Annotated in this window: 15 protein-coding genes; 5 read left to right on the top strand and 10 right to left on the bottom strand. The window is 49.6% G+C overall.

The window, feature by feature from the left end:
- Positions 1–41: 41 nt before the first annotated feature.
- Positions 42–1,676 (bottom strand): ABC-F family ATP-binding cassette domain-containing protein, encoded by a 1,635-nt coding sequence (locus tag G459_RS0110460; RefSeq protein ID WP_026967612.1) that lies wholly within the window; start codon positions 1,674–1,676, stop codon positions 42–44.
- A gap of 204 nt (positions 1,677–1,880) precedes the next feature.
- Between G459_RS0110460 and gndA the strand changes: the two genes are divergently transcribed.
- The 3 genes from gndA to G459_RS0110440 all read left to right on the top strand — a co-directional run bounded on the left by gndA (position 1,881) and on the right by G459_RS0110440 (position 6,781).
- The gene (gene gndA / locus G459_RS0110455; RefSeq protein WP_026967611.1) at positions 1,881–3,779 is read left to right on the top strand and encodes an NADP-dependent phosphogluconate dehydrogenase; all 1,899 of its coding nucleotides are present in this window, start codon (positions 1,881–1,883) and stop codon (positions 3,777–3,779) included.
- A gap of 283 nt (positions 3,780–4,062) precedes the next feature.
- The gene (locus G459_RS0110450) at positions 4,063–5,430 is read left to right on the top strand and encodes an amidohydrolase family protein (RefSeq protein ID WP_026967610.1); all 1,368 of its coding nucleotides are present in this window, start codon (positions 4,063–4,065) and stop codon (positions 5,428–5,430) included.
- Between the two features lie 208 nt (positions 5,431–5,638).
- Positions 5,639–6,781 carry an aldose epimerase family protein gene (locus tag G459_RS0110440; RefSeq protein ID WP_026967609.1) on the top strand — a complete coding sequence of 381 codons (1,143 nt, stop codon included), beginning with the start codon at positions 5,639–5,641 and terminating at the stop codon, positions 6,779–6,781.
- Between the two features lie 43 nt (positions 6,782–6,824).
- On the opposite strand, the gene G459_RS0110435 is transcribed toward G459_RS0110440, so the two are convergent.
- From G459_RS0110435 to G459_RS0110395, 9 genes are all read right to left on the bottom strand, one after another.
- Positions 6,825–7,187 (bottom strand): DUF2200 domain-containing protein, encoded by a 363-nt coding sequence (locus G459_RS0110435; protein ID WP_026967608.1) that lies wholly within the window; start codon positions 7,185–7,187, stop codon positions 6,825–6,827.
- A 177-nt stretch (positions 7,188–7,364) separates the two neighbouring features.
- Positions 7,365–7,847: a GyrI-like domain-containing protein gene (locus G459_RS0110430; protein WP_026967607.1), complete on the bottom strand. Its 483-nt coding sequence runs from the start codon at positions 7,845–7,847 to the stop codon at positions 7,365–7,367.
- Positions 7,848–7,880: 33 nt separating this feature from the next.
- Positions 7,881–9,380 carry a glycoside hydrolase family 3 protein gene (locus G459_RS27220; RefSeq protein ID WP_035455649.1) on the bottom strand — a complete coding sequence of 500 codons (1,500 nt, stop codon included), beginning with the start codon at positions 9,378–9,380 and terminating at the stop codon, positions 7,881–7,883.
- A 125-nt stretch (positions 9,381–9,505) separates the two neighbouring features.
- Positions 9,506–10,771, bottom strand: a complete 1,266-nt coding sequence (locus G459_RS0110420) for an MFS transporter (RefSeq protein ID WP_026967606.1) — start codon at positions 10,769–10,771, stop codon at positions 9,506–9,508.
- The gene (locus G459_RS0110415; protein ID WP_026967605.1) at positions 10,768–11,247 is read right to left on the bottom strand and encodes a GNAT family N-acetyltransferase; all 480 of its coding nucleotides are present in this window, start codon (positions 11,245–11,247) and stop codon (positions 10,768–10,770) included. The genes G459_RS0110420 and G459_RS0110415 overlap by 4 nt, the downstream gene beginning before the upstream one ends.
- Positions 11,247–12,917, bottom strand: coding sequence for a glycoside hydrolase family 10-like protein (locus G459_RS0110410; RefSeq protein WP_026967604.1), 1,671 nt, complete (start codon positions 12,915–12,917; stop codon positions 11,247–11,249). The genes G459_RS0110415 and G459_RS0110410 overlap by 1 nt, the downstream gene beginning before the upstream one ends.
- Positions 12,918–12,924: 7 nt before the next feature.
- On the bottom strand, positions 12,925–13,593 hold the full coding sequence (locus tag G459_RS0110405) for an N-acetylmuramoyl-L-alanine amidase (protein WP_026967603.1): 669 nt from the start codon (positions 13,591–13,593) through the stop codon (positions 12,925–12,927).
- A gap of 192 nt (positions 13,594–13,785) precedes the next feature.
- Complete coding sequence (locus G459_RS0110400; protein WP_026967602.1) at positions 13,786–15,459, bottom strand: bifunctional metallophosphatase/5'-nucleotidase; 1,674 nt, start codon at positions 15,457–15,459, stop codon at positions 13,786–13,788.
- Between the two features lie 186 nt (positions 15,460–15,645).
- Positions 15,646–16,632: a c-type cytochrome gene (locus G459_RS0110395; protein ID WP_026967601.1), complete on the bottom strand. Its 987-nt coding sequence runs from the start codon at positions 16,630–16,632 to the stop codon at positions 15,646–15,648.
- A gap of 217 nt (positions 16,633–16,849) precedes the next feature.
- On the opposite strand from G459_RS0110395, the gene G459_RS0110390 reads away from it, so the two are divergent.
- Together G459_RS0110390 and G459_RS27215 are read left to right on the top strand one after the other, a co-directional pair.
- Positions 16,850–18,274, top strand: a complete 1,425-nt coding sequence (locus G459_RS0110390; protein ID WP_026967600.1) for an amidohydrolase — start codon at positions 16,850–16,852, stop codon at positions 18,272–18,274.
- 30 nt (positions 18,275–18,304) lie between these two features.
- Complete coding sequence (locus G459_RS27215) at positions 18,305–20,647, top strand: patatin-like phospholipase family protein (RefSeq protein ID WP_084454462.1); 2,343 nt, start codon at positions 18,305–18,307, stop codon at positions 20,645–20,647.
- Positions 20,648–20,733: the final 86 nt, after the last annotated feature.

Raw genomic sequence — 20,733 nt, 5'->3', positions numbered from 1 at the left:
CGGATTTTTTCTGTTCACTGAATACTGATCACTGCGTCTGATTACTTCCTCTCTACCTCTCTCAGGTTCTCCAGTTTCTTGTTTCTCAGGAAGCCATTGATGTCCTCGAAGTGTTCTTTGACCCGCTTGTTGCCAAACTCAAAGACTTTGGTAGCCAAGCCATCCAAGAAGTCCCGGTCGTGGGAAACCAGGATCAAGGTGCCGTCAAAAGCTTTCAACGCATCCTTGATGATGTCCTTGGTCTTCATATCCAGATGGTTGGTCGGTTCATCAAGAATCAGCAAGTTCACCGGCTCGAGTAGAAGTTTGATCATCGCGAGTCGGGTTTTTTCCCCGCCGGAGAGCACTTTCACTTTCTTGTTGATGTCATCGCCTTTGAACATGAATGCTCCCAAGATGTCTTTGACCTTGGTGCGGACTTCGCCGACAGCGATGTGATCTATGGTTTCGAAGATGCTCAGGCTTTCGTCTAATAGAGAGGCTTGGTTCTGCGCGAAGTAGCCGATCATCGCATTGTGGCCCAGCTCGCATTTGCCCTGAAAGTCGATCTCACCCATGATCGCCTTGATCATGGTGGATTTCCCTTCCCCGTTTTTTCCTACAAAAGCTACCTTCTGACCCTGCTCGATGGTCATCGCTGCGTCTTTGAAGACGACGTGATCCCCGTAGCTTTTGCTCATCTCGTCCACGATCACCGGATATTTCCCGGATCGGGGAGAAGGAGGGAAGCGGAGTTTCAAGGCTGAGCTGTCGACTTCGTCCACTTCGATGATCTCCATCTTCTCCAGCATCTTCACCCGGGATTGTACTTGAAGGGTCTTGGAATAGGTGCCCTTGAAGCGGTCGATAAATTCCTGAATGTCGGCCATGGCGCGCTTCTGCTCCTCGTGCTGCTTCTGCTGCTGCTCACGACGCTCTTTGCGCAGCTCCAGGTAATGGCTGTATTTCGCTTTGTAGTCGTAGATGCGACCCATTGTCACCTCGATCGTGCGGGTGGTGATGTTGTCTACAAAGGCCCGGTCGTGGGAAATCACCACGACGGCTTTAGCTTTGTTGATCAAAAAATCCTCCAGCCACTGGATGGACTCAATGTCCAGGTGGTTGGTCGGTTCATCGAGGAGGATCAAATCCGGCTTTTGCAACAGGATCTTGGCCAGCTCGATCCGCATCCTCCATCCTCCAGAAAACTCAGACGTGTTGCGCTGGAAATCATCACGGATGAAACCCAGACCCAACAACACTTTCTCTACCTCGGCCTCGTAGTTGACTTCCTCAATGGCATAAAACAGCTCGCTCAGCTCTGATACCTGCTCAATAAGTTTGTAATAGTCTTCTGATTCGTAGTCGGTGCGAACGGTCAATTCTTCATTGATCCGTTCGATTTCGGTTTTCATTCCCAAGTAAGAAGCGAATGCCTTTGACGTCTCCTCCATCACCGTGCAGTCATCCGAGGTCAGCAAATGCTGGGGCAGATAAGCGACCACGAAGCCTTTTGGCGCGGAAACAGCTCCCGAGCTTGGCTTGTTTTGCCCGGCAATGATCTTGAGCAAAGTGGATTTCCCTGCTCCGTTTTTCCCCATAAGGGCGATCTTGTCGGTTTCGTTGATGTTGAAGGTGATGTTGCTGAAAAGCGGGCTGCCGCCGTGGATCACGGAGACGTTATCGACTGAAATCATGAATCTTGGAATTGAAGGTGCAAAGGTAGGGATTGGAAAATTGAAAAATTGAAAGGTTGGAAAATTAGTAGACGGTGCACTGTTTACGGACCGTGACAGGATACTGACGTTTCACTGTTAATATTGAGCTAAATCAAATGAAAAAAACAGGCAGTGGGCCGTAGACAGTGGTCAGTTGACTACAAAAAAAGCTAAATTCGCCCCATGCTTGTAATCGTCACCGGTGTCTCGGGTACGGGTAAAACCACACTCGGGTCTCTTTTGGCCGAAAGGCTTCAGCTTCCTTTTTTCGACGCAGATCATTTTCATCCTGCCGAAAACATTGCCAAGATGAGTGCAGGGCACCCATTGGATGACTTGGATAGGATTCCCTGGCTTCAGGCTTTGGCTGATAAATTGGAAGAATCGGAGTTCAAGGGCGGAGCTGTCTTGGCATGCTCAGCACTCAAAAATTCCTATCGGGAGAAACTATCCGTTTCCGAAAATCTCCGATGGATTCACATGGTCGGATCCCGGGATCTGATCTGGGAGCGGATGCTTGCCAGAAAAAACCATTACATGAAAGCCGGAATGCTGGATTCCCAGATTGCAGTTTGGGAAAAACCGCTTTTTGGTTTCGAACTTGACATTTCCGGGACTCCCGAAGAACAGCTCGAAGAGTCTCTTACTTACCTTAAATCTCAACCTATGAAAATGAAAATGGGAGTGATCGGAATGGGTGTGATGGGCAAAAGCCTTGCGCTCAACCTCGCCGAAAATGGCGTTCCGGTTTCACTTTACAACCGATTTGTAGCCGGAAAAGAAGAAGGCATCGCTCAGAAGGTGGTCGATGAAAATCCGGAATTCTCCAATATGCAAGCTTTCGAGGACCTTCAAAAGTTTGTGGATTCACTTGAGAAGCCACGCCGGATTTTGATGATGATCCCCGCCGGAGCGGCGATTGATGCACAGCTAGACGCGTTGATCCCGATCCTGGAGAAGGATGACTTGGTGATCGACGGGGGAAACTCCTTTTATCTCGATTCGGATCGGCGCGTCGCAAGACTCCATGAATCAGGCATGCACTTCCTGCCTATGGGAGTGTCCGGAGGAGAAGAAGGTGCCAGAAAGGGCCCATCCATCATGCCCGGCGGCAATGCCGAAGGATATGCGATGGTGGAAGACTTTCTCGGACGAATCTCTGCCAAAGACAAAGACGGCAAACCTTGCGTGACCTACGTTGGGCCCGGAGGTTCAGGGCATTTTGTCAAGATGGTACACAACTCCATCGAATACGGTGAAATGCAAGTTTTAGCCGAGTTGACCCATTTGCTGCGATTCGGTTTTGGCTGTACGGCAGAGCAGGTTTCAGCGATCTTTACTGACTGGGGCAAAGGTGAGCTGAAGTCTTTCCTTCTGGAAATCACGGCAGACTTGCTTTTGCACAAGGAAAACGGAGAACTGCTTTTGGATAAAATCCTCGATCAGGCCGGTCAAAAAGGAACCGGGGCTTGGTCTTTGACCACCGCTTTGGAATACGGAATTCCTTATAGCCCACTGGCCGAGTCGGTCAACGCCCGCGGAGTGTCGGGTGAAAAGGCGATGAGAGTCGCTTTCTCAAAAACTTTTCAGCATGAGTTCGTCAGAGTTGAAGGCTCTCTTGATTCTTGGTTACCAAAGATCAAAGCGGCGTATTCCCTGGCCAGAATCATCAATCACGAGGTTGGTTTCCGACTGATGAAAACCGTTTCTGACACCAAAGACTGGAAGCTGAACTTCAACGAAATCTCCAGAATCTGGACAAATGGCTGTATCATCCGCTCCGGACTGATGGAGAATATCTCAGCAAACTACACTGATTCGGGCTCCTTCTTTGAGATGGCTGGCGTGAAGGAACAGGTGATTTCCGGTCGAAAAGCTTTGGCAGAACTGGTCGGATTGGGACTGACGCATGGATTTGCATTGCCGGTGATGAGCGCTGGGATCAACTATCTGCTGGGAAGAATTACGGCGGAATCCTCTGCGTCAGTGATTCAGGCGCAGCGGGATTACTTTGGTGCGCATACTTATCAGCGGAAAGACGACCCAAGCGGGAAGTTTTATCACACGGAATGGACTAAGTAAATACGAGGGACGAAACTGGAAATACGAAGGGCTGGAGAAATTCAGTCCTTTTTCTTTTCCCACAGATCATCACAGAAAAGGTCACAGATTCTCACAGATTTCGCGTTGTCCTGCTTCTCCAGAAGCTGGACTGATTCGTTTGCGACTTGCTTCTTACTTTTTAGACGTACAAGTTTCTTTTTGTGTCCTAGAGCCTTTGTGGCAAAATAAATATTTCCACAGTCGGATTGGTTTGCAAATAGGAATGACCGAAATTATGTTTCGAACCCTAACCCACCCGGCGATGAAACCTTTTAAAATTCTGCTGTCACTGGCTTTTCTGGCCCTTATTTCTGCGCCGGCTTTTTCTCAGGAACTCCTTATCAACCACGTCAATGTGGTCACGATGCAGGATGAAACCGTACTGGAGAACCATTCGATCTATGTGAAGGATGGTGTGATCATGGAGATTGCCCCGGAGGAGGAGATATCGGTGGCGGGTATTCGTTCGCTGGATGGTCGCGGGATGTACGTTTTCCCCGGTTTGGCGGAGTTTCATGCGCATTTGCCAAATCCGGATCAGTATGGGCCGGAGTTTCAAGAAGAGGTTCTGTGGCTATATCTGGCCAATGGTGTCCTGAGAATCCGAAGCATGCTGGGCCATGAATCGCATCTTGCATTGAAGGAAAAGGTGGAAAAAGGAGAAGTGGCCGGGCCGAGGATGTTTGTCTCCGGACCTTCGCTCAATGGGACTTCGGTGGCCGATCCCGATGCGGGACGGAAGATGGTTCGCGATCAAAAGGCCGCTGGCTACGATCACCTCAAGCTCCATCCCGGGTTGGATACGCCAAAGTTTCTGGCTATTGCAGATGAGGCCAAGAAGGTCGGGATTTTCTATGGGGGACACGTCTCGCTGGATGTGGGTTTGGTGACCTCCGTGACGAACGGCTACCGCTCTGTGGAGCACATCGACGGCTTTCTCGAGGCTATGCTACCGGATGGGACAGCGATTGATCCTACCGTTTCCGGGCCGTTCAACATGAATCTGGTTGGCCAAGTGGATCAAAGTAAATTGGCCGGACTGATCGAGCTTTGCCTTGAAAATAAGACTTGGATCGCTCCTACGATGACGCTTTTTGAGCGGTATTTCGGCTATCAGCCTGCCTACGAATTGCGTCAGCAGCCGGAGATGTTTTACCTGCCGGGTCAGCTAGTGACCCAATGGTTCAATACCAAAACCAAGCTGGAAGCGGATGGAGTGTTGGCCGAGGCCAAAACAAAGCCCTATCTGGAGTTTCGGCAAAAGCTTTTTCTCGATCTTCACCGTGCCGGCGTGCCGATGATCATGAGCTCGGACTCTCCCCAGGTGTTCAATGTACCCGGATTTTCCATCCACAGGGAGATCGAATCCATGTCCAAAGCAGGCATGTCCAACTACGAAATTCTAAAAACTGGCTCAGTAAACTGCGCGGACTACTTCGAGGAAAGTGGAGAATGGGGCGTGCTGAAGCCGGGTGCGGCGGCTGAGTTTGTATTGGTGCAAAAGAATCCGCTGGAAGATCTGACTACCATGCAGAAACCCCAAGCGATCATGATCCAGGGCAAGTTTATCCAGCGCGATGAGCTCCAGCTGCAAATAAATCTGATCAGACAAAAGTACCTCAGACAGTAGGATTTGCGATTTATCAGGCCTTGAAAGGAATTGAAGCTTTTAGCTCCGGGAGACCTTGCACCCAATTTGTGATTTACGAAATACGATTTACGAGGTCTCAAGAAGAGTTGAGGCGATAACCTGCAGATAGCCTTCCTGATTCCAAAACTTTGCAACTTTACCACTTTCCAATCCTTCAATTTTGAAATTTTCCAATTCAATTAAACCCATGAAATACCTTTCCCTTTTCGGCTTAGCAATCGTATTTTCGGGCACTTTTGCCTGCAATCAAAAAACAACCACAACCCAACAACCTGTTAAAGAAGAAGTCAATCTGATGATCAAAGCTGAAAAAGTGGCCGAACACGAAGGCCAACCCGTGTTCCATTACGTCCTTGACAATGGGACCATGCAAGTAGAACTATCCAACTATGGGGGGCTGATTTCGAAGATCATCACTCCGGACAAAAACGGAAACAAAGAAAATGTCACCCTGACGTTTGATACCGTTGAGGAATACCTGACTAAGCCAAACCCGTTTTTTGGAGCAACTGCCGGTCGAATTGCCAATAGGATCGCTGAGGGCAAGTTTGAACTCGATGGCAAAGCCTATGAACTCGCCAAAAACAACGGAAACAATCACCTTCACGGTGGACTGGTGGGTTTCAACAAGAAAGTTTGGACTCCGGAAACCTACACCAACGACTCTACCGTCGGCGTGAAGATGACCTATCTGAGTCCTGATGGTGAGGAAGGCTATCCCGGCAATCTGACCACGACGCTTTGGATGGAGCTGACTACGGACAACACACTTCGCATTCGTTTCGAGTCTACCACTGACCAGAAAACCATTGTGAATCTCACCAACCATACCTATTTCAACCTCGGTGGGATGAAGCGTGACGTGCTGGATCATGAGTTCCAGTTTTGGGCGGATGCCTACACTCCGGTCGATGCCGGGCTGATCCCAACCGGTGAGGTTAAGGATGTTGCAGGAACGCCATTTGACTTCCGCACGCCAAAGATCCTCGCTGATCAGATCGCCGCCAATGGCGGAGGATTTGACCACAACATGGTGATGAAAACCGAAAAATCAGATGAGATGAAACATTTCGTGAAAGTTCGTCATCCAGAGAGCGGCCGGGTGATGGACATGTATTCTGACAACGTCGGAGTGCAGTTTTACACGGCCAACTTCGTGAAAGATTTTGCGGGAGCGGATGGAAAAACGTATGATGCCCACTGGGGCTTTTGTCTGGAATCGCAAAACTGGCCAGATGCCATCAATCATGAAAACTTCCCCAGCCCGATCCTAAGTCCGGGAGAGAAATACGAGCACACGATTGAGTATAAGTTTTCGGTAGAGAACTAAGAAAAACGACCCTCCAGTGTTTGGGGGGTCGTTTTTTTGCTCTTTAGCTCCTCAGTATCTTCTCCATCTTTCTTCCGTTGGCCAGTTCGTCGACGATCTTGTCCAAGTATCGGGTCTTTTGTGTCAGCGGGTTTTCGATTTCTTCGATCCGGTATCCGCAAATCATTCCGGTGATGAGGTGGGCGTTGGGATGTAGGTTTGCTTGCGCGAAGAAAGATTCGAAAGTCGCCTTCTCCTCGATCAGTTTTTGGATCTTTTGGTCGTCGAAGCCGGTCAGCCAGGTGATGACCTGGTGCAGTTCTTCCTTGGTCCTGCCTTTCCTCTCGACTTTGGTGACGTAGTGTGGATAGACCGAGGCAAAAGTCATCTTTGCGATCCGCTCATTGTGTGTGTCTGTAGGCTTCATGGGTTACCGCGTTAGGCTTTCAAATTATCGATTCTGCTTCGAAATCCTCGACAGAAATCGAAGCAATTTGAGGCAGGTTAGGAGATTTTCATTCTCGGAATACAATCTGTTTGGAGTTGAGTGAAAGTCCGTTGATCGAATCGCGAGGAGGCAAACCTCAAGAAGCTGCACAGCGACTTATTCACTCTTGGGTCGAATCGGAATCCAGATTTCTTCCTCTGAGGCTGGATCGTTGTTTTTGTATTTGGCCCCCAAGATCTCGAAGTGCGGTCGATCATCCAGCTTATAGTCCGATTTTGGGAGCCAGGTCCCAAAGATGTATCGGAAGATACCGGGGTCGCTACTGAGACCTGTGTAATCAAAAACAGCATACATGCCGCCTGTCAAGGGGAAGGTTTCCATTTCTTTCGGTATGATCTCAAAATCGGAGACTTCAACGGTAGCCCATTTTTCAAATTCGGTCGCTGGATCGAAGTTTGCGAAGTGGGTTGGGCTATACACTTGCATGGAGATCACGTCACCCGTGAGGTTGTTTTGGATTTCTCTTTTTCTTGGGATAAAGCTTTTCCAAAGCTCACCGGTTCTATTGTTTGACAAACTCATTCTCAACCGCATGCCGATCAGTTTCTTCTCGTTCAACTTTTCAATTCTTGGGGTCATGCTTCAGTGAATGTCCATACTTCAACCTACGAATTATTTCGAAAAAAGTCTATCAGCCGCTACCCTCTGCACTTCCTCAAATCCCTGATACCCACAGATCACCGCTTCAAAATCTTTCAAATTTTCAAGATGTTTTAGTGCCAAAGGATTCCCAAAATGGATCAAAATACAAGCTTTACTTTTTGCCAAGACACTGATTTCATCCAGCACAGTCTGTTCCATTCCAAACTGATACAGCGGCTTATGACTGGGGACAAAGACAGCCAAGATCACTTTTTCTGATTGATCTATCGGAGAAAAAGTCAAATCCAATTTCTCTGAAAAAGGACTGGGGGTTGAGGTAAAAAACTCGCTATAACCCAGTTTTCCAGCCAGAGCCAGAGCTTGGATTTCAGCAGGATTGATCTCACCTGAAATCACGGAAACGTAGTTCGCTGCCAACTCCGACTGAAGCCTGGAGTGGCTTTCACAATTGAAAGCCGGAACTTCTATTGGCTGGAACTCCATCACGCCCAAGCGATTTTTTAAGTCCATCACCTTTTCAAAAACCACATCGACTTCGGCATCGGAGGCGTTTTGCGCGATTTTTTCAATTCCTTCTTTGACATGATCCGAAAAGCAAAGAATATCATTTCCGGCATGGAAAGCCTGCCACTCGAGTTCACCGGGTTCGGGAAAGAGGTTCGCAACGGCTTTCATATTCAGCGCGTCCGAGATCACGAGGCCTTTGAAACCCATTTCACCCTTCAGCAAATCAGTGATCAATTCCCGACTGATGCTGGCAGGAACGTCCTTTCCTCCGGTCAACGCAGGAACAGCCAAGTGTCCAACCATGATCATTTCTACTCCCCGGTCAATGCCGTATTGGAAGGGGAAGAGTTCTTCGGCTTTCAGTTCGGCTTTGGTTTTGTGCAGGATCGGCAAACCCAAGTGAGAGTCGGTTGCGGTATCTCCATGCCCGGGGAAATGCTTCAGACAGGCTCCGATTCCTGCTTTTTTCATTCCGGAATAGGCTGCGAAAGAAAGCTTGGATACTGCTTCCACATCTTTTCCAAAAGAGCGATAGCCAATTACGGGATTGTTTGGATTGGTGTTGACATCGGCACAAGGCGCAAGATTCAAGTGAATTCCGGATCGCTTCATGTCTACCCCCATGCGATAGCCGACTTCCTCCACCCAAGTTTCAGCGTCGGATTTCAGCGCTCCTAAGGTAATTGCAAAGGGATATTGGGGTGTGTTTTCTACTCGCATCGCCAGTCCGTATTCCCCGTCGATGCTGATCAGCAGCGGGATTTTGGAAATGGCTTGGTAGCGGTTGATTAGTCCGATCAGTTTCTCAAAAGTCCCGCCCACATCCAAGACTTCTGCCCGCTTTTCGAAGTTGGCGGCAGCGGAATGACGGCTGTGGAAAAAAGTCAACCCGCCGATTTCCTGCTCCTGAATCAGCTTTTCGATCTCTCGATAATTTTCCTCTGAATCATGGATAAAAGCCGCAGGAGAGAAGCATTGGGCGATTTTTTGATTCTTATTCATATAATTGTGCGTTCTTTCCGTACTTCGACATTCAATATTCGACGTTCGATATTCGGTCTTTTTGATTTTTTAATAATGAACACCGAATACTAAACGTCGAATTTCGAAGTTTCAGATTTCTGACTTTAGCCTTCTAATTTTTTCCCAAACTCCCTTGGATACTTCGCCAGATACGCCATCAAGAAACCAGGAATCGTCGCGATCACCACCCACACGAAGAAGCCCGGATAGCCGAGCCATTGCTGCACGTAGCCGCTGAGCATGCCAGGCAGCATCATTCCCATCGCCATAAAACCCGTCGCCAGTGCGTAGTGGGCGGTTTTGAACGCTCCCTCTGCCAAGAAAATCAGAAAGATCATATAAGCTGCAAAGCCAAATCCATAGCCAAACTGCTCGATCACCACAACGGTCATCGCGAAACTGATGCTTTCCGGTTGCAGCCAGGAAAGGAACACATAGCCGATATTTGGCGCATTGATCGCAAAGGCCATCGGCATCATCCATCGGCCGAGTCCATGTCTGGAGATGGCGATCCCGCCCAGGATTCCTCCGGCCAGCAAAGCAATTACCCCCAAAGTGCCGTAGATAAACCCAACCTCCGTCGTACTCAATCCCAAGCCGCCTTCTGCTCTTTCGTCCAGGAAAAACGGCGAAGCCATCTTTACCAACTGAGACTCCCCGAGTCGATACAGCAGTACGAACCCCAGCGAAAGTCCGATGTTTTTCTTGGTAAAAAAGGTCGCAAAGATCTTTCCGAAGGCTGGTTGATCCTCGGGCTTGCTGCGAACTTCCAGGATATTCGGGGTGGTCAGGAAATTCAGTCCAGCCAGGATCAGCATCAGACCGGCGACTCCAATCATCGTATAGGACCAAGCTTGGGTGGGATTCCCAAATTTTTCCTCTAGGAAACCAGCCAGGATCACGATCAAACCCTGCCCCGTGATCATTCCCACACGATAGAAGGTGCTGCGCATTCCTACGAAAAAGCTTTGCTGATCGGGCTTCAGTGCGATCAGGTATAAGCCGTCGGAAGCAATGTCATTGGTGGCGGAGGCAAAAGCTCCCATCCAAAAGAAAGCCAGCGTGACTACAAAAAACTGATCCGTGCCGGTCGTCAACCCCACTCCCAGAAAGACCAGGGAAAGGATAAGCTGCATACTCAGAAACCACTTTTTCTTATTTCCGAAAAGCTCCAGAATCGGGCTCCAGATAGGTTTGATGACCCACGGCAAATACAGAAATGAGGTGTAAAGACCGATGTCGGCATTGGAGATGCCGAGGTTTTTGTACATGATCACCGAGACAGTGATGATGACCACGTAGGGCATCGACTCAGTCAGATACAGCGAAGGAACCCAAAACCAAGGGTTTTTGGTGTTATTTTGGGTCATTTTTTTCTCAGAAGATGCTGGTATACGCTGACCTCGGAGCCGTCGATGGCTTTGGCACCAACCGTTTTTTCATAGAATTCGGCTGGTCCGACGCCGCCGATGATGGCGTAGGCATAGCCCATCTCTCGAAGGGATTCCAGTGATTTGATCAGGAGGACTTTGCCGATTCCTTTTCCCCGCTCGGACTCCAAGGTGCCCGTCGGACCAAAAAAGTTACGGGCGGTACTTTCATAGCAGGCAAAGCCCAAGATCTGATTTCCCCTTTGCGCCAGCCAAACCGAAACAGGCTGCCGGGAAAAGGCCACTTCTACTTCGGATTTCCAATATTCTCCAAACTGCTCCATCACCCAGTCCGCCACGAGGAGTTTTTCGGGAGCAATGGCCCTGCGAAAAACGATTTTCTCTTTTTCCAGCAGTTTCTTTTCTACATCAGAAAAGTCCGGGAGCTCCAAAAGGCGAACGAGCATGTCTTTCATTAGCGGGAGTTTTTTGGTGTTTGGAATACCTGAGTCTGCACAATCCTGCCGTAGTGGTCAATCCATCGGACGGCAAGATAGTCGGTGTTCAGGCTCGGCACTTCTAAATATCGCACTCTTGAGCCACCTACCCAAGCGGTGTGGATAGTCTGGTCTTGTAGCGTGGACAGATCATTTCCCCCCTGTACCATTGCGTAGCGGATCGCGGGATCAATCGGCTTTTCCAAGCTGATCTGGGTCTTTTCGGCGTTTGTCTTCACGTCAAAGACGACTGGGATCTCGATTGTGGACTGGGTTTTGGGCTCAAAGGAAGGCGGAAGCGTCGGTTGATTGTAGACATCTCTGCTGAGCAGGTCCGCGATGTCCTGATTTTTGGTGTAGAGCGACTTTGCCGAGAAAAAGGCATTTCCCTGGATCTGGGGCAGGGTTCGAGCGTAGTTGATCTGGGTGTTGAGCTCTGATGGGTTTTTCCAGGCAGCGTCCGAATCATCCCGGATCTTGTAGGGGCCGTTGCCGATGTAGACGTTGGTGCCGTAGCTGTTGTTGGACCACCAGTCGGCGAGCATGCGGTGGGAGGCGAGGCGGTGCTCCATGCTCCAGTAGAGCTGGGGCACCAGGTAGTCGATCCAGTCGTTTTTCATCCAAAGAAGGACATCCGCATAGAGGTCATCGTAGTTGGTTTGGCCCGCTTGCGTAGGAGAGCCTTTCGGGTCTTTGCTTTGATTTCTCCAGACTCCAAAGGGTGAAATACCAAACTGAACCCAAGGCTTGCGGCTTTTGATCGTCTGGTTCAGGGCATAGATCAGGTCATTGACGTTCTGTCTTCTCCAGTCGTCCCGGCTTTGCCCCGGTTTTTTGTATTTGTCGTAGGAGGCTTTGTCGGGGAAATCCAGTTTCGGCTCTTTGTATGGGTAGAAATAGTCGTCAAAGTGTATCGCGTCCACGTCATAATTGTCCACGATCTCCGAGATCACGGCGAGCAGGTGAGCTTTTACTTCAGGAAGTGCCGGATCGTAGTACCATTTGCTTCCGTACTTCAGCATCCAGTTGCGGTGCTTGTTGAAGTCATGCTCGGGACTTAATTCCTCGGTGTTGAGGGTCATCGTGGCCCGATAGGGATTGAGCCATGCATGAAACTCCAGCCCGCGGTCGTGTGCTTCCTTGATCATCCAAGTGAGCGGGTTTTCGGCGGTAGCGGGAGCTTTGCCCTGCTTTCCGGTCAGGTATTTGGACCAGGGAGCCAGATTGCTCGGATAGAAGGCATCTCCCGCAGTCCGTACTTGGACGATAACCGCATTGAAGTTGTTTTTTTTATAATAGTCCAAGAGCCTGACAAATTCCTGTTTTTGCTTTTCCCAGGGATCCGTGGAGGAAATCGGCCAGTCGATATTGGCGACGGTGGCGATCCAAACTCCGCGAAATTCCCGGGGAATATCCGGCATCTGGTAGCTGAGCGGCTTGAGAGCAAGAGACGGTTGTGTGGTTTTTGGAGGAAGTGTTTCGGCGGTTTTGGGAGGAGTATTCTGATTTGCCGGGGTTGTCGGTTTGGTAGTAGTACTCGGCTGCTGAGGAGTTGGCTTCTGAACGGGAACTGGTTTTTGGGACTTACAGGAAGCAAAAAACAAGACTGAGCAAATGATCCAAATGGAAAACTGTAATTGGAAACGCATAAGGGAATTAAAGCTTGGGTACAGGTTTGAGGTTGAGGTCGACAAGATTTTTTCTCAGTTTGTTCATGAATTTGTCCCCAGGATCGCTTTTGACAGTTCGATAGTTGGGATCTGTTTCCTTCCACAAGTCGGTTTTCTGGAAGTTTTGGTACTCGTGATGCCCGATCACATAGTCGATGGGGTATTTTCTCTTGAGGTATCTGACGAGTTGTTCATTGGCTTTGAGCTGGGCTTTGGTCAGTGGCATGTCATCGCTGCCGATGTTTTCGACGCCGATGGCCAGATAGTTTAAGCCAATCACGTGCCGAGCGAGGGTGGTATCCGGTAAAAGCCTGAAAATAGTCCCGTCCCGGTCGATGAGAAACTGGCTGGAGACGTTCAGATTGCTTGCTCCGGTCAGGTCGGCACGCCCACCCAAAACCGGAGGATTGAACACGTCATGCGTCACCTCGATGCTGTTGATCGCCGTCCAGTGAACCACGACCATTTGTGGCTGGATGGTAGCCGTAGTTTGTTCCAAGCCGTGCCGGTCTTTAAGGTATTGGAGGGAAAGAGCTTCGCGTTCGGCGTTCCAGGTGATCGGCTTGTCGATGATTCGAAAAGTGGCTTTTGGCGTGCAGGAAAAGGCAAAAAGCGTTAAAGGGATAAGACCAATTTGGAGGTATTTTCTGCTCATTGCTTTGGGGTTTCGGTGAAAACGCTTGGAGGAGCTAAACTAGGCAGAAATCGGCAGGAAAGGAATGAGGGGGATTGATTCATAGTTGTAGCAACTCGGCCGACATCGAATATCGGCGTCGAAAAGGTTCCGAAGACCGTAGCGGAAGACCAAAGAAATTCAGATTTTAAACAATCCAAGGGGCCTGATCAGCTATCTAAACTCATAGTCCACTCCGCTCACCTGTGTCAGAAGCGTCGCGGGGGCGTCCAGCGCAATGGAGGATTGTGGAGGGGTTGGTGTCACGGGTGAGTTTTCGGCAAGGTAATTCTTCATCGCATTGTGCAGCGTAAACGGCGTGTTCTCCGTGTCCTTCACTCCGCGGATCCGACAAAGCATATCGTCGGGATCGCCATCGCGCTCACAGGCACAGATCTGATACACTTTCTTCGGGTCTAGAGGTCGCCCGTGGACCAGGATCGACTGTACTCTTTTTCCATTTTTCCCAAAAGCGTTGAACTTCAATTCCATGCCTTTGAACTTGATCATCCAGCCGCCAAACCGCTGGGAAGCATCGGCAGCGAAGACGTTGTGGAGTTCTTTCTCCAACCAGTCCTGCAGTTGTTTTCCGCTCACTTTTCCTGTCCGAATAAAGGAATCCACGGGTAGCATATCGAAGATGAAACCGTTGGTGATCGGAATATTGCCAGTCTCGTCCGGGGTAGATCGTGGCGGGCAAAAACGGAATCCATTGGAAAGCACAATGTCTACCTCCGGCATTTGCCAGCTGATGGCATCCAAAATCATCGTATCGATCGTGTTTTCTATTACAAAATACCGGTATAGTGGAATGGTGCTGTATCCGGCGACTCGCTGAATATCTTCCAGATAGGGTCCTTCGTTCTGCGAAATCAGTTGCTTCATTTCAGGAGATTCCGGGTATTTGGCGGCATCCACTTCCATCAGTTCGTAGGAGTCGCCGATGACCTTGCCGTTTTCAATCTTGAGTTCCAATTTTCCTACAAAGGAACCGAATGCGCCGGGTTCCACGACTTTTGCGTACTTGGCCTGGATCGGTTTGCGAACACGCTCGTGGGTGTCTCCGCCCAGGATGTAGTCGACGCCCTCACAAGCGGGGAGATTCGCCAAGTGGATTTGCTGCGAAAGGCCGATGTGGGCGATGAGTGCGATAAAGGCGCACTTTTCCTGATTTTTCAGGATATCTACATAATGCGCCAGGTTTTCTTCTGGCTTGGTGTAGAAGATTCCTTTGCTGTAATTTGGCGATTGCCGCAGTGGGACGAGGTGATCTGTGTAGCCGAGAAATGCTATTTTAACCCCATTCACCGTCCAGATATGGTAAGGTGGAAAGATCAGTTCTCCTTTGTTTCCATCTCTTGCGTCGTGATACATGTTGGCGCAAACCTTCGGAGCAGTCAAAGACCCCAAGAGGTGCTGCATGGTTTTTTTGTAGTAGACCACCTCCCAGTTTCCGGGAAGATAAAGGTCGTAGTCCAGGGCATTCAAGATAGGAACCATCGCCTCTCCGGTGGTTTTGACCGACAGCTCAGATCCTTGAAACATGTCTCCTGTATCAATCAAGAAGCTGTGATCCATCTTCGCCCTTTCCTGATCGAGAAAAGTTTTCAGATTGGAATAGCCACCGGTTTTTCGAAATACGGCAGCTCCATCCTCCCAAAATAATTCATCATGCGCATGGATCTGACAATGCACATCGGTGGTCTGAAGGATGCTGAGCGTGAAAGAAGCCGGAGCCTTTTCGGGAAATCTCAACTTGTCTGACGAAGCAACAGCCAAGTCAGCAAGTCCTGCGCCTGCACTCAGCGTGCCGAGTTGGGCGATAAATTTCCTTCGGGATGGATTCATAGAAATCGGCTTGACATAGAAACGGAGGGCTACGGGAAGATTCCGAAAATGGGCTAGCCCCGCTTGCTACTAAAATAGCATCATTCGTGGATAATTGGGCAGTGTGGGGATTTTGAAAAATATCCAGTAAAAAAAAACGGCCTCACAGATAGTGAGGCCGCTCAATCATGAGTACATCGAAATAGCTTATTCGCTTGATGGGGTGAACTTCACTACCTGATTGGTTATGGGCTCTACAGTTTTCAGATAGGCGAAGATTGCCTTCAGGTCTTCTTCCTTCATCCCCGCATACATCGTCCAAGGCATGATCGTGTTGTATTCTCCGGGAGCTACTTTTGGATTGACGTAGCCTGAATCTGCGTATTGCTTGAATTTGGATACGAAAGTAGCTTCATCCCAATTGCCGATTCCGGTGTCGGGACATTGGGTAAGATTCGCTGAACTGACTATCGCACCGCCTGGAAACGGAAAGCTTCTTCCTCCGGCATAGGCCACTTCCGGCATAATCACGCCTTGAGGGCTGACTTGTGTGTGGCATTCTTTGCATCCGGAAGCATTGATCAAATATGCACCGTAGGCTACCTGATCTGCTGGGGATGGTTTTTTGGTCATCTCTGCATTCTGAGGCATGGTCCTCATGATCAGATTGACCGGGAAATCGGCTTTGGAGTCCGGAATGTCGGAAGCTACCGCAGGCAACGAACGAAGGTAAGCGATGATGTCATAGATGTCTTCCGAGTCCATCTTGCCATACGAAGGATAAGGCATAAGGGGAAATATCGGTCTTCCCTCATTGGTTACGCCGGTGGTGATCAGGCGATAGAGCTCCCCGTCGGTATAGTCTGAGATGCCATGAGGGGTAATGTTCTTGGAATAAAAAACTCCCGGCAAGCCAATCGACTGATCAAATTTCTCCCCTCCAGCACCCAAGGCTCCTTCGGCAACTGGCCCTGAAAACAACGAAAAATCGCGTGTCGAGTGGCAGTCCATGCAGACTGTGACGTGGTTGGCGAGGTACGCGCCCCGCTCGATCCGGTCAGGCGTGTACTCGATGGTGATTTCTTCGGCAGGATCCACTTTTGGAAACCCGAATTGGAGAAAGGCGACTGCGCCGATCACCAGTATGACTACCGCCCCTAGGAGATAGCCGATTACTTTTAAAAATTTTTTCATTTTGAATTGGAGGTTGGTCACAAAAATTAAGAATATTCTAAATAACTGACAATTAAAGTGGTTCAAAATGAATTTTATTGTTTGAAAAATGAAAGAAAATCTCGGTTAGTTTTTGTTTTGCCTCTTTTCATGAGGATTACCGTTCGCAACCTTATTTTCTATTTCATTTGGCAACAATTAGTATTTTGCTCAGGAAACCAACCTTACATGAAATCAGATGAAAAATTATCTACTACCACTCCTGTTTCTACTTACATTTTCGCCGCTCTTTGGCCAGGATGAAGTATTGAAAAAACTCGATTCCAAAGCTGATTTTTATGGCGATATCGCCCGGCAGATTTGGTCAAATCCCGAATTGGGATATCTCGAAACCAACAGCTCTGCGCTTTTGCAGAAGACGCTGACTGACGCCGGATTCAAAGTGACTGCCGGAGTCGCAGACATTCCCACCGCATTTGTTGCGGAGTACGGTTCAGGCAAGCCGGTGATAGGCATTATGGCGGAGTTTGATGCGCTACCGGGAGTATCCCAGGAGGCGGTTCCCTTCCGTGATCCGGTCGTAGAAGGAGGAGCGGGGCATGCCTGCGGACACCACCTGTTTGGTGCTGCATCGGTCGCCGCCGGTATCTCCGTGATGGAGTGGATGAAGGAAAATAAGATACAGGGAACTATCCGCGTCTATGGAACTCCGGCAGAAGAAGGCGGTGGAGGAAAAGTCTACATCGCCCGTGCTGGCTTGATCAAAGACGTGGATACGATGATCCATTGGCATCCAAGTTCCCAGAATGCGGCGGGTGCGACTTCTTCGCTGGCCAATATCTCGACCAAGTTTCGGTTTTATGGGGAAGCTTCTCACGCAGCTGCGGCTCCAGAGAGAGGCAAATCAGCCCTGGACGCAGTCGAGGCGATGAACTTCATGGTCAACCTGATGCGTGAGCATGTGCCAATGGAAACCAGAATGCACTATGTGATCACCCGTGGAGGAGAGGCCCCGAATGTGGTTCCTGCTTTCGCAGAATCATATCACTATGTCCGTCATCCAGATGCCATCGTCGTGAAAGAGATCTTTGACCGAATGGTAAAAACCGCCGAGGGCGCAGCGTTGGGAACCCAAACGCGCATGGAATACGAAGTCATCAACGGCGTGTATAATCTCCTGCCCAATGAGACGCTTGCTCGCATCATGCACAAAAATCTGGAGCTTGTAGGCGGAGTTACCTACACACCGGAGGAAAAGAAATTTGCCGAAGACATCATCAAAACTTATCCTGCGGGGGTCAAAGCAAGTCCAGACGACGCAGCGAAGATTGCCCCGTTTGTGGTGTCTGAGGAAGGCGCCGGCGGATCTACCGACGTGGGAGATATCAGTTGGCTGGTGCCGACTGTAGGTCTGGGTGCTGCGACTTGGGTACCAGGCACCTCTGCGCATACTTGGCAGGCAGTCGCGGCGGGCGGCATGAGCATTGGGCAAAAAGGCATGCTGGTAGCTGCCAAGACGATGACTTTGACCGCGATGGATATCTTCAAAGACCCCTCTGTGACTGGCAAAGCGCTGGAGGAATTGAACAAAAGAAGAGGGGATAAGTTCGTCTATAAGGCTTTGGTGGGCGACCGGAAGGCTCCGTTGGATTACAGAAAGTAAAGTACTGACTTGGGGCTGAACTGTTCGAAGATGACTATTTTGAAGACGCTGTGTTTAGTGTGCTTTTGCGCGTTATTGACGCATCGTTCTTTTTCTTTTCAGCAGGACAGTTTAGCCACTCCTTCTCCCAAAATCGGCCTGGTGCTCAGTGGCGGGGGAGCCAAAGGAATGGCTCATGTCGGCGTAATCCGTGCCATGGAAAAGGCTGGAATCCGTCCCGACTACATCGTTGGTACCAGCATGGGCTCGGTGATTGGTGGCTTGTATGCCTTGGGCTACAGCGCGGATGAGCTCGAGCAGATCATTCGCGCCATTGACTGGGATCTGATCATCTCCAACCGGGTCGGCTTTGAGACTGTTGCCTTTGAGGAGAAAGAATACTACAACAGATACCTGCTTGAGTTCCCGATTCGGAATGGGAAAATCTCGCTTCCTTCCGGATTGATCGAAGGACAGATGCTGTCGGAGGTCTTGCAGTACTACACCTGGCCGGCCCGGAAGTACAAGGACTTCGACGACTTCCCGATTCCATTCCGTTGCATCGCCACGGACATCAGTACCGGACAACCGATCGTTTTCCAAGGCGGATACCTTCACGACGCGTTGCGCTCAAGTATCGCCATTCCTACCGCATTTACTGCTTTCCATCTGGACAGTACGATGGTCGTGGACGGCGGTGTGGTGAATAACTATCCCGTGGACGTGGTGAAGGCCATGGGTGCGGACTATGTAATCGGCGTCAACGTGAGCGACGAGGATTTTATCAAAGCTGCCGATTTGGAAGGGTTCGCAGCGATCTTGATGCAGCTCTCGATGGCGCAGTCGCTCGGCAAAACAGCCGTCAATATCAAAGACACAAACATCTATATCAAACCAGATCTGGGGCCTTATGGCACGGCGAGCTTTGATGACTTCGATGCCATCTTGAAGATCGGAGACGAGACTGGGGAGAAGTTTTACCCGAGTTTTGAACATCTAGCAGACAGCCTGGGACGGAAAGACAGCTTCGAAGCAATCGGTCTGGAGGCCCGCTCGATTCGTATCCAGTCCATCCAGGTACTTGGGAATTCCATCTTTCCGACCTCGCTCATCTTATCCAAACTGGATGTGAAGGACGGGGAAGAAGTGACGCGCAAGGAACTCCAGGACGGGATCAACCGGGTGTTTGGCATGAATGGTTTTTACAAGGTTGACTATAGTCTGGCCGCTGTTGATGGGGGAGATTTTGCCCTTTTGATCAGGGTAAAAGAAAAATCTTCCCGGTTGCTCAATACCGCAATCCATTACGACAACCAGTTTTCTGCGGGAATTCTCTTGAATTATACGGCCCGGGATCTGATCGGAAAGTCTTCCCGTACTGTGGTCTTGGCGGACATTTCCCAAAATCCAAAATTCAGGATCGACTACTACAAGTATGTAGGTGGCGCCAAAAAGTTTGCTTTTAATATGCGGTTGAATTACCTCAATCAGCAACTGCCCAACTATGTGGACGGCGAGGAAGACAACGTGACCATTACAAGAAACTCGCGCGCAGAGGCACAGATGATCTCTACATCTTCTCTTAAACAGGCTTTTTCTTTTGGGATGATTTTGGAAAATAACAATTCGAAATATCGGTTTGCGAGCGTTTTTCCGGAGGATATTAAGAATGCGTACCAACGCAACTTGGGCCTGAAGTTTCGCTACTACCGCAATTCTCAAAATGACCGTAATTATCCGACAACAGGAGCAGAGGGGCTGGTCGAGACCATCTTCAACGTTGGTAACTGGCTGGGGATGAATATAAAGTCCGGCGTGGATACCGTGTATCTGGATTCAGAGGGAGAGCCTTTTCCGATTCCTGTCTCCGCCTTGGACGAATTGATCGAAACGTTCACGCCACAGTCTCATGCCACGGTTTATGGCAGATATTCAAAATTCCTCCCGTTGACTCCGAGGCTACAGATCAAGCCTGAGGTGGCAGGAGCAGTGGTGTTGTCTACCGATGACGGGTCGAAGATCTTTCAGGATTTCTACGTGGGCGGCTACCAGAATATCCGGTTTGGAGACACGAGATTCTGGGGTCTAAACTATGCCGAGGTGACTGCTCCCAACTTTCTCAAGCTCGGCGCGGAGGTTCAGTTTATTCCATTCAAGAAGATCTACTTGCGGGGTGGGGCGAATGTGATAGGGTACAGTCAGCAATATCCAATCGACGAGGTGAGTTTTCCGGACAAGATCTTTCGGGACGAAAGTTACTTTGGCTACGGCGCGGATGTCACATACAAATCCATCCTTGGACCGATTACCTTTGGCGTCACGAGCAACACCACAGACAAAAAACTGAGGACCTATTTTTCCATCGGCCTGTCTTTCAACTATTCAGATCGCTAGATTTTGCCGGGCTGATTTTTCCGTTGGTGGAATTCCTCACCGATTCTCGACAGCCCTTTTCAAAAAAATCTATCTTGGCTTTTAGT

Origin of the sequence: Algoriphagus terrigena DSM 22685, from assembly GCF_000429445.1 — a bacterium.
Taxonomy (GTDB): domain Bacteria; phylum Bacteroidota; class Bacteroidia; order Cytophagales; family Cyclobacteriaceae; genus Algoriphagus; species Algoriphagus terrigena.
Note: the sequence above shows the minus strand (reverse complement) of the source record. Positions and strands in the feature narration are given on the sequence as shown.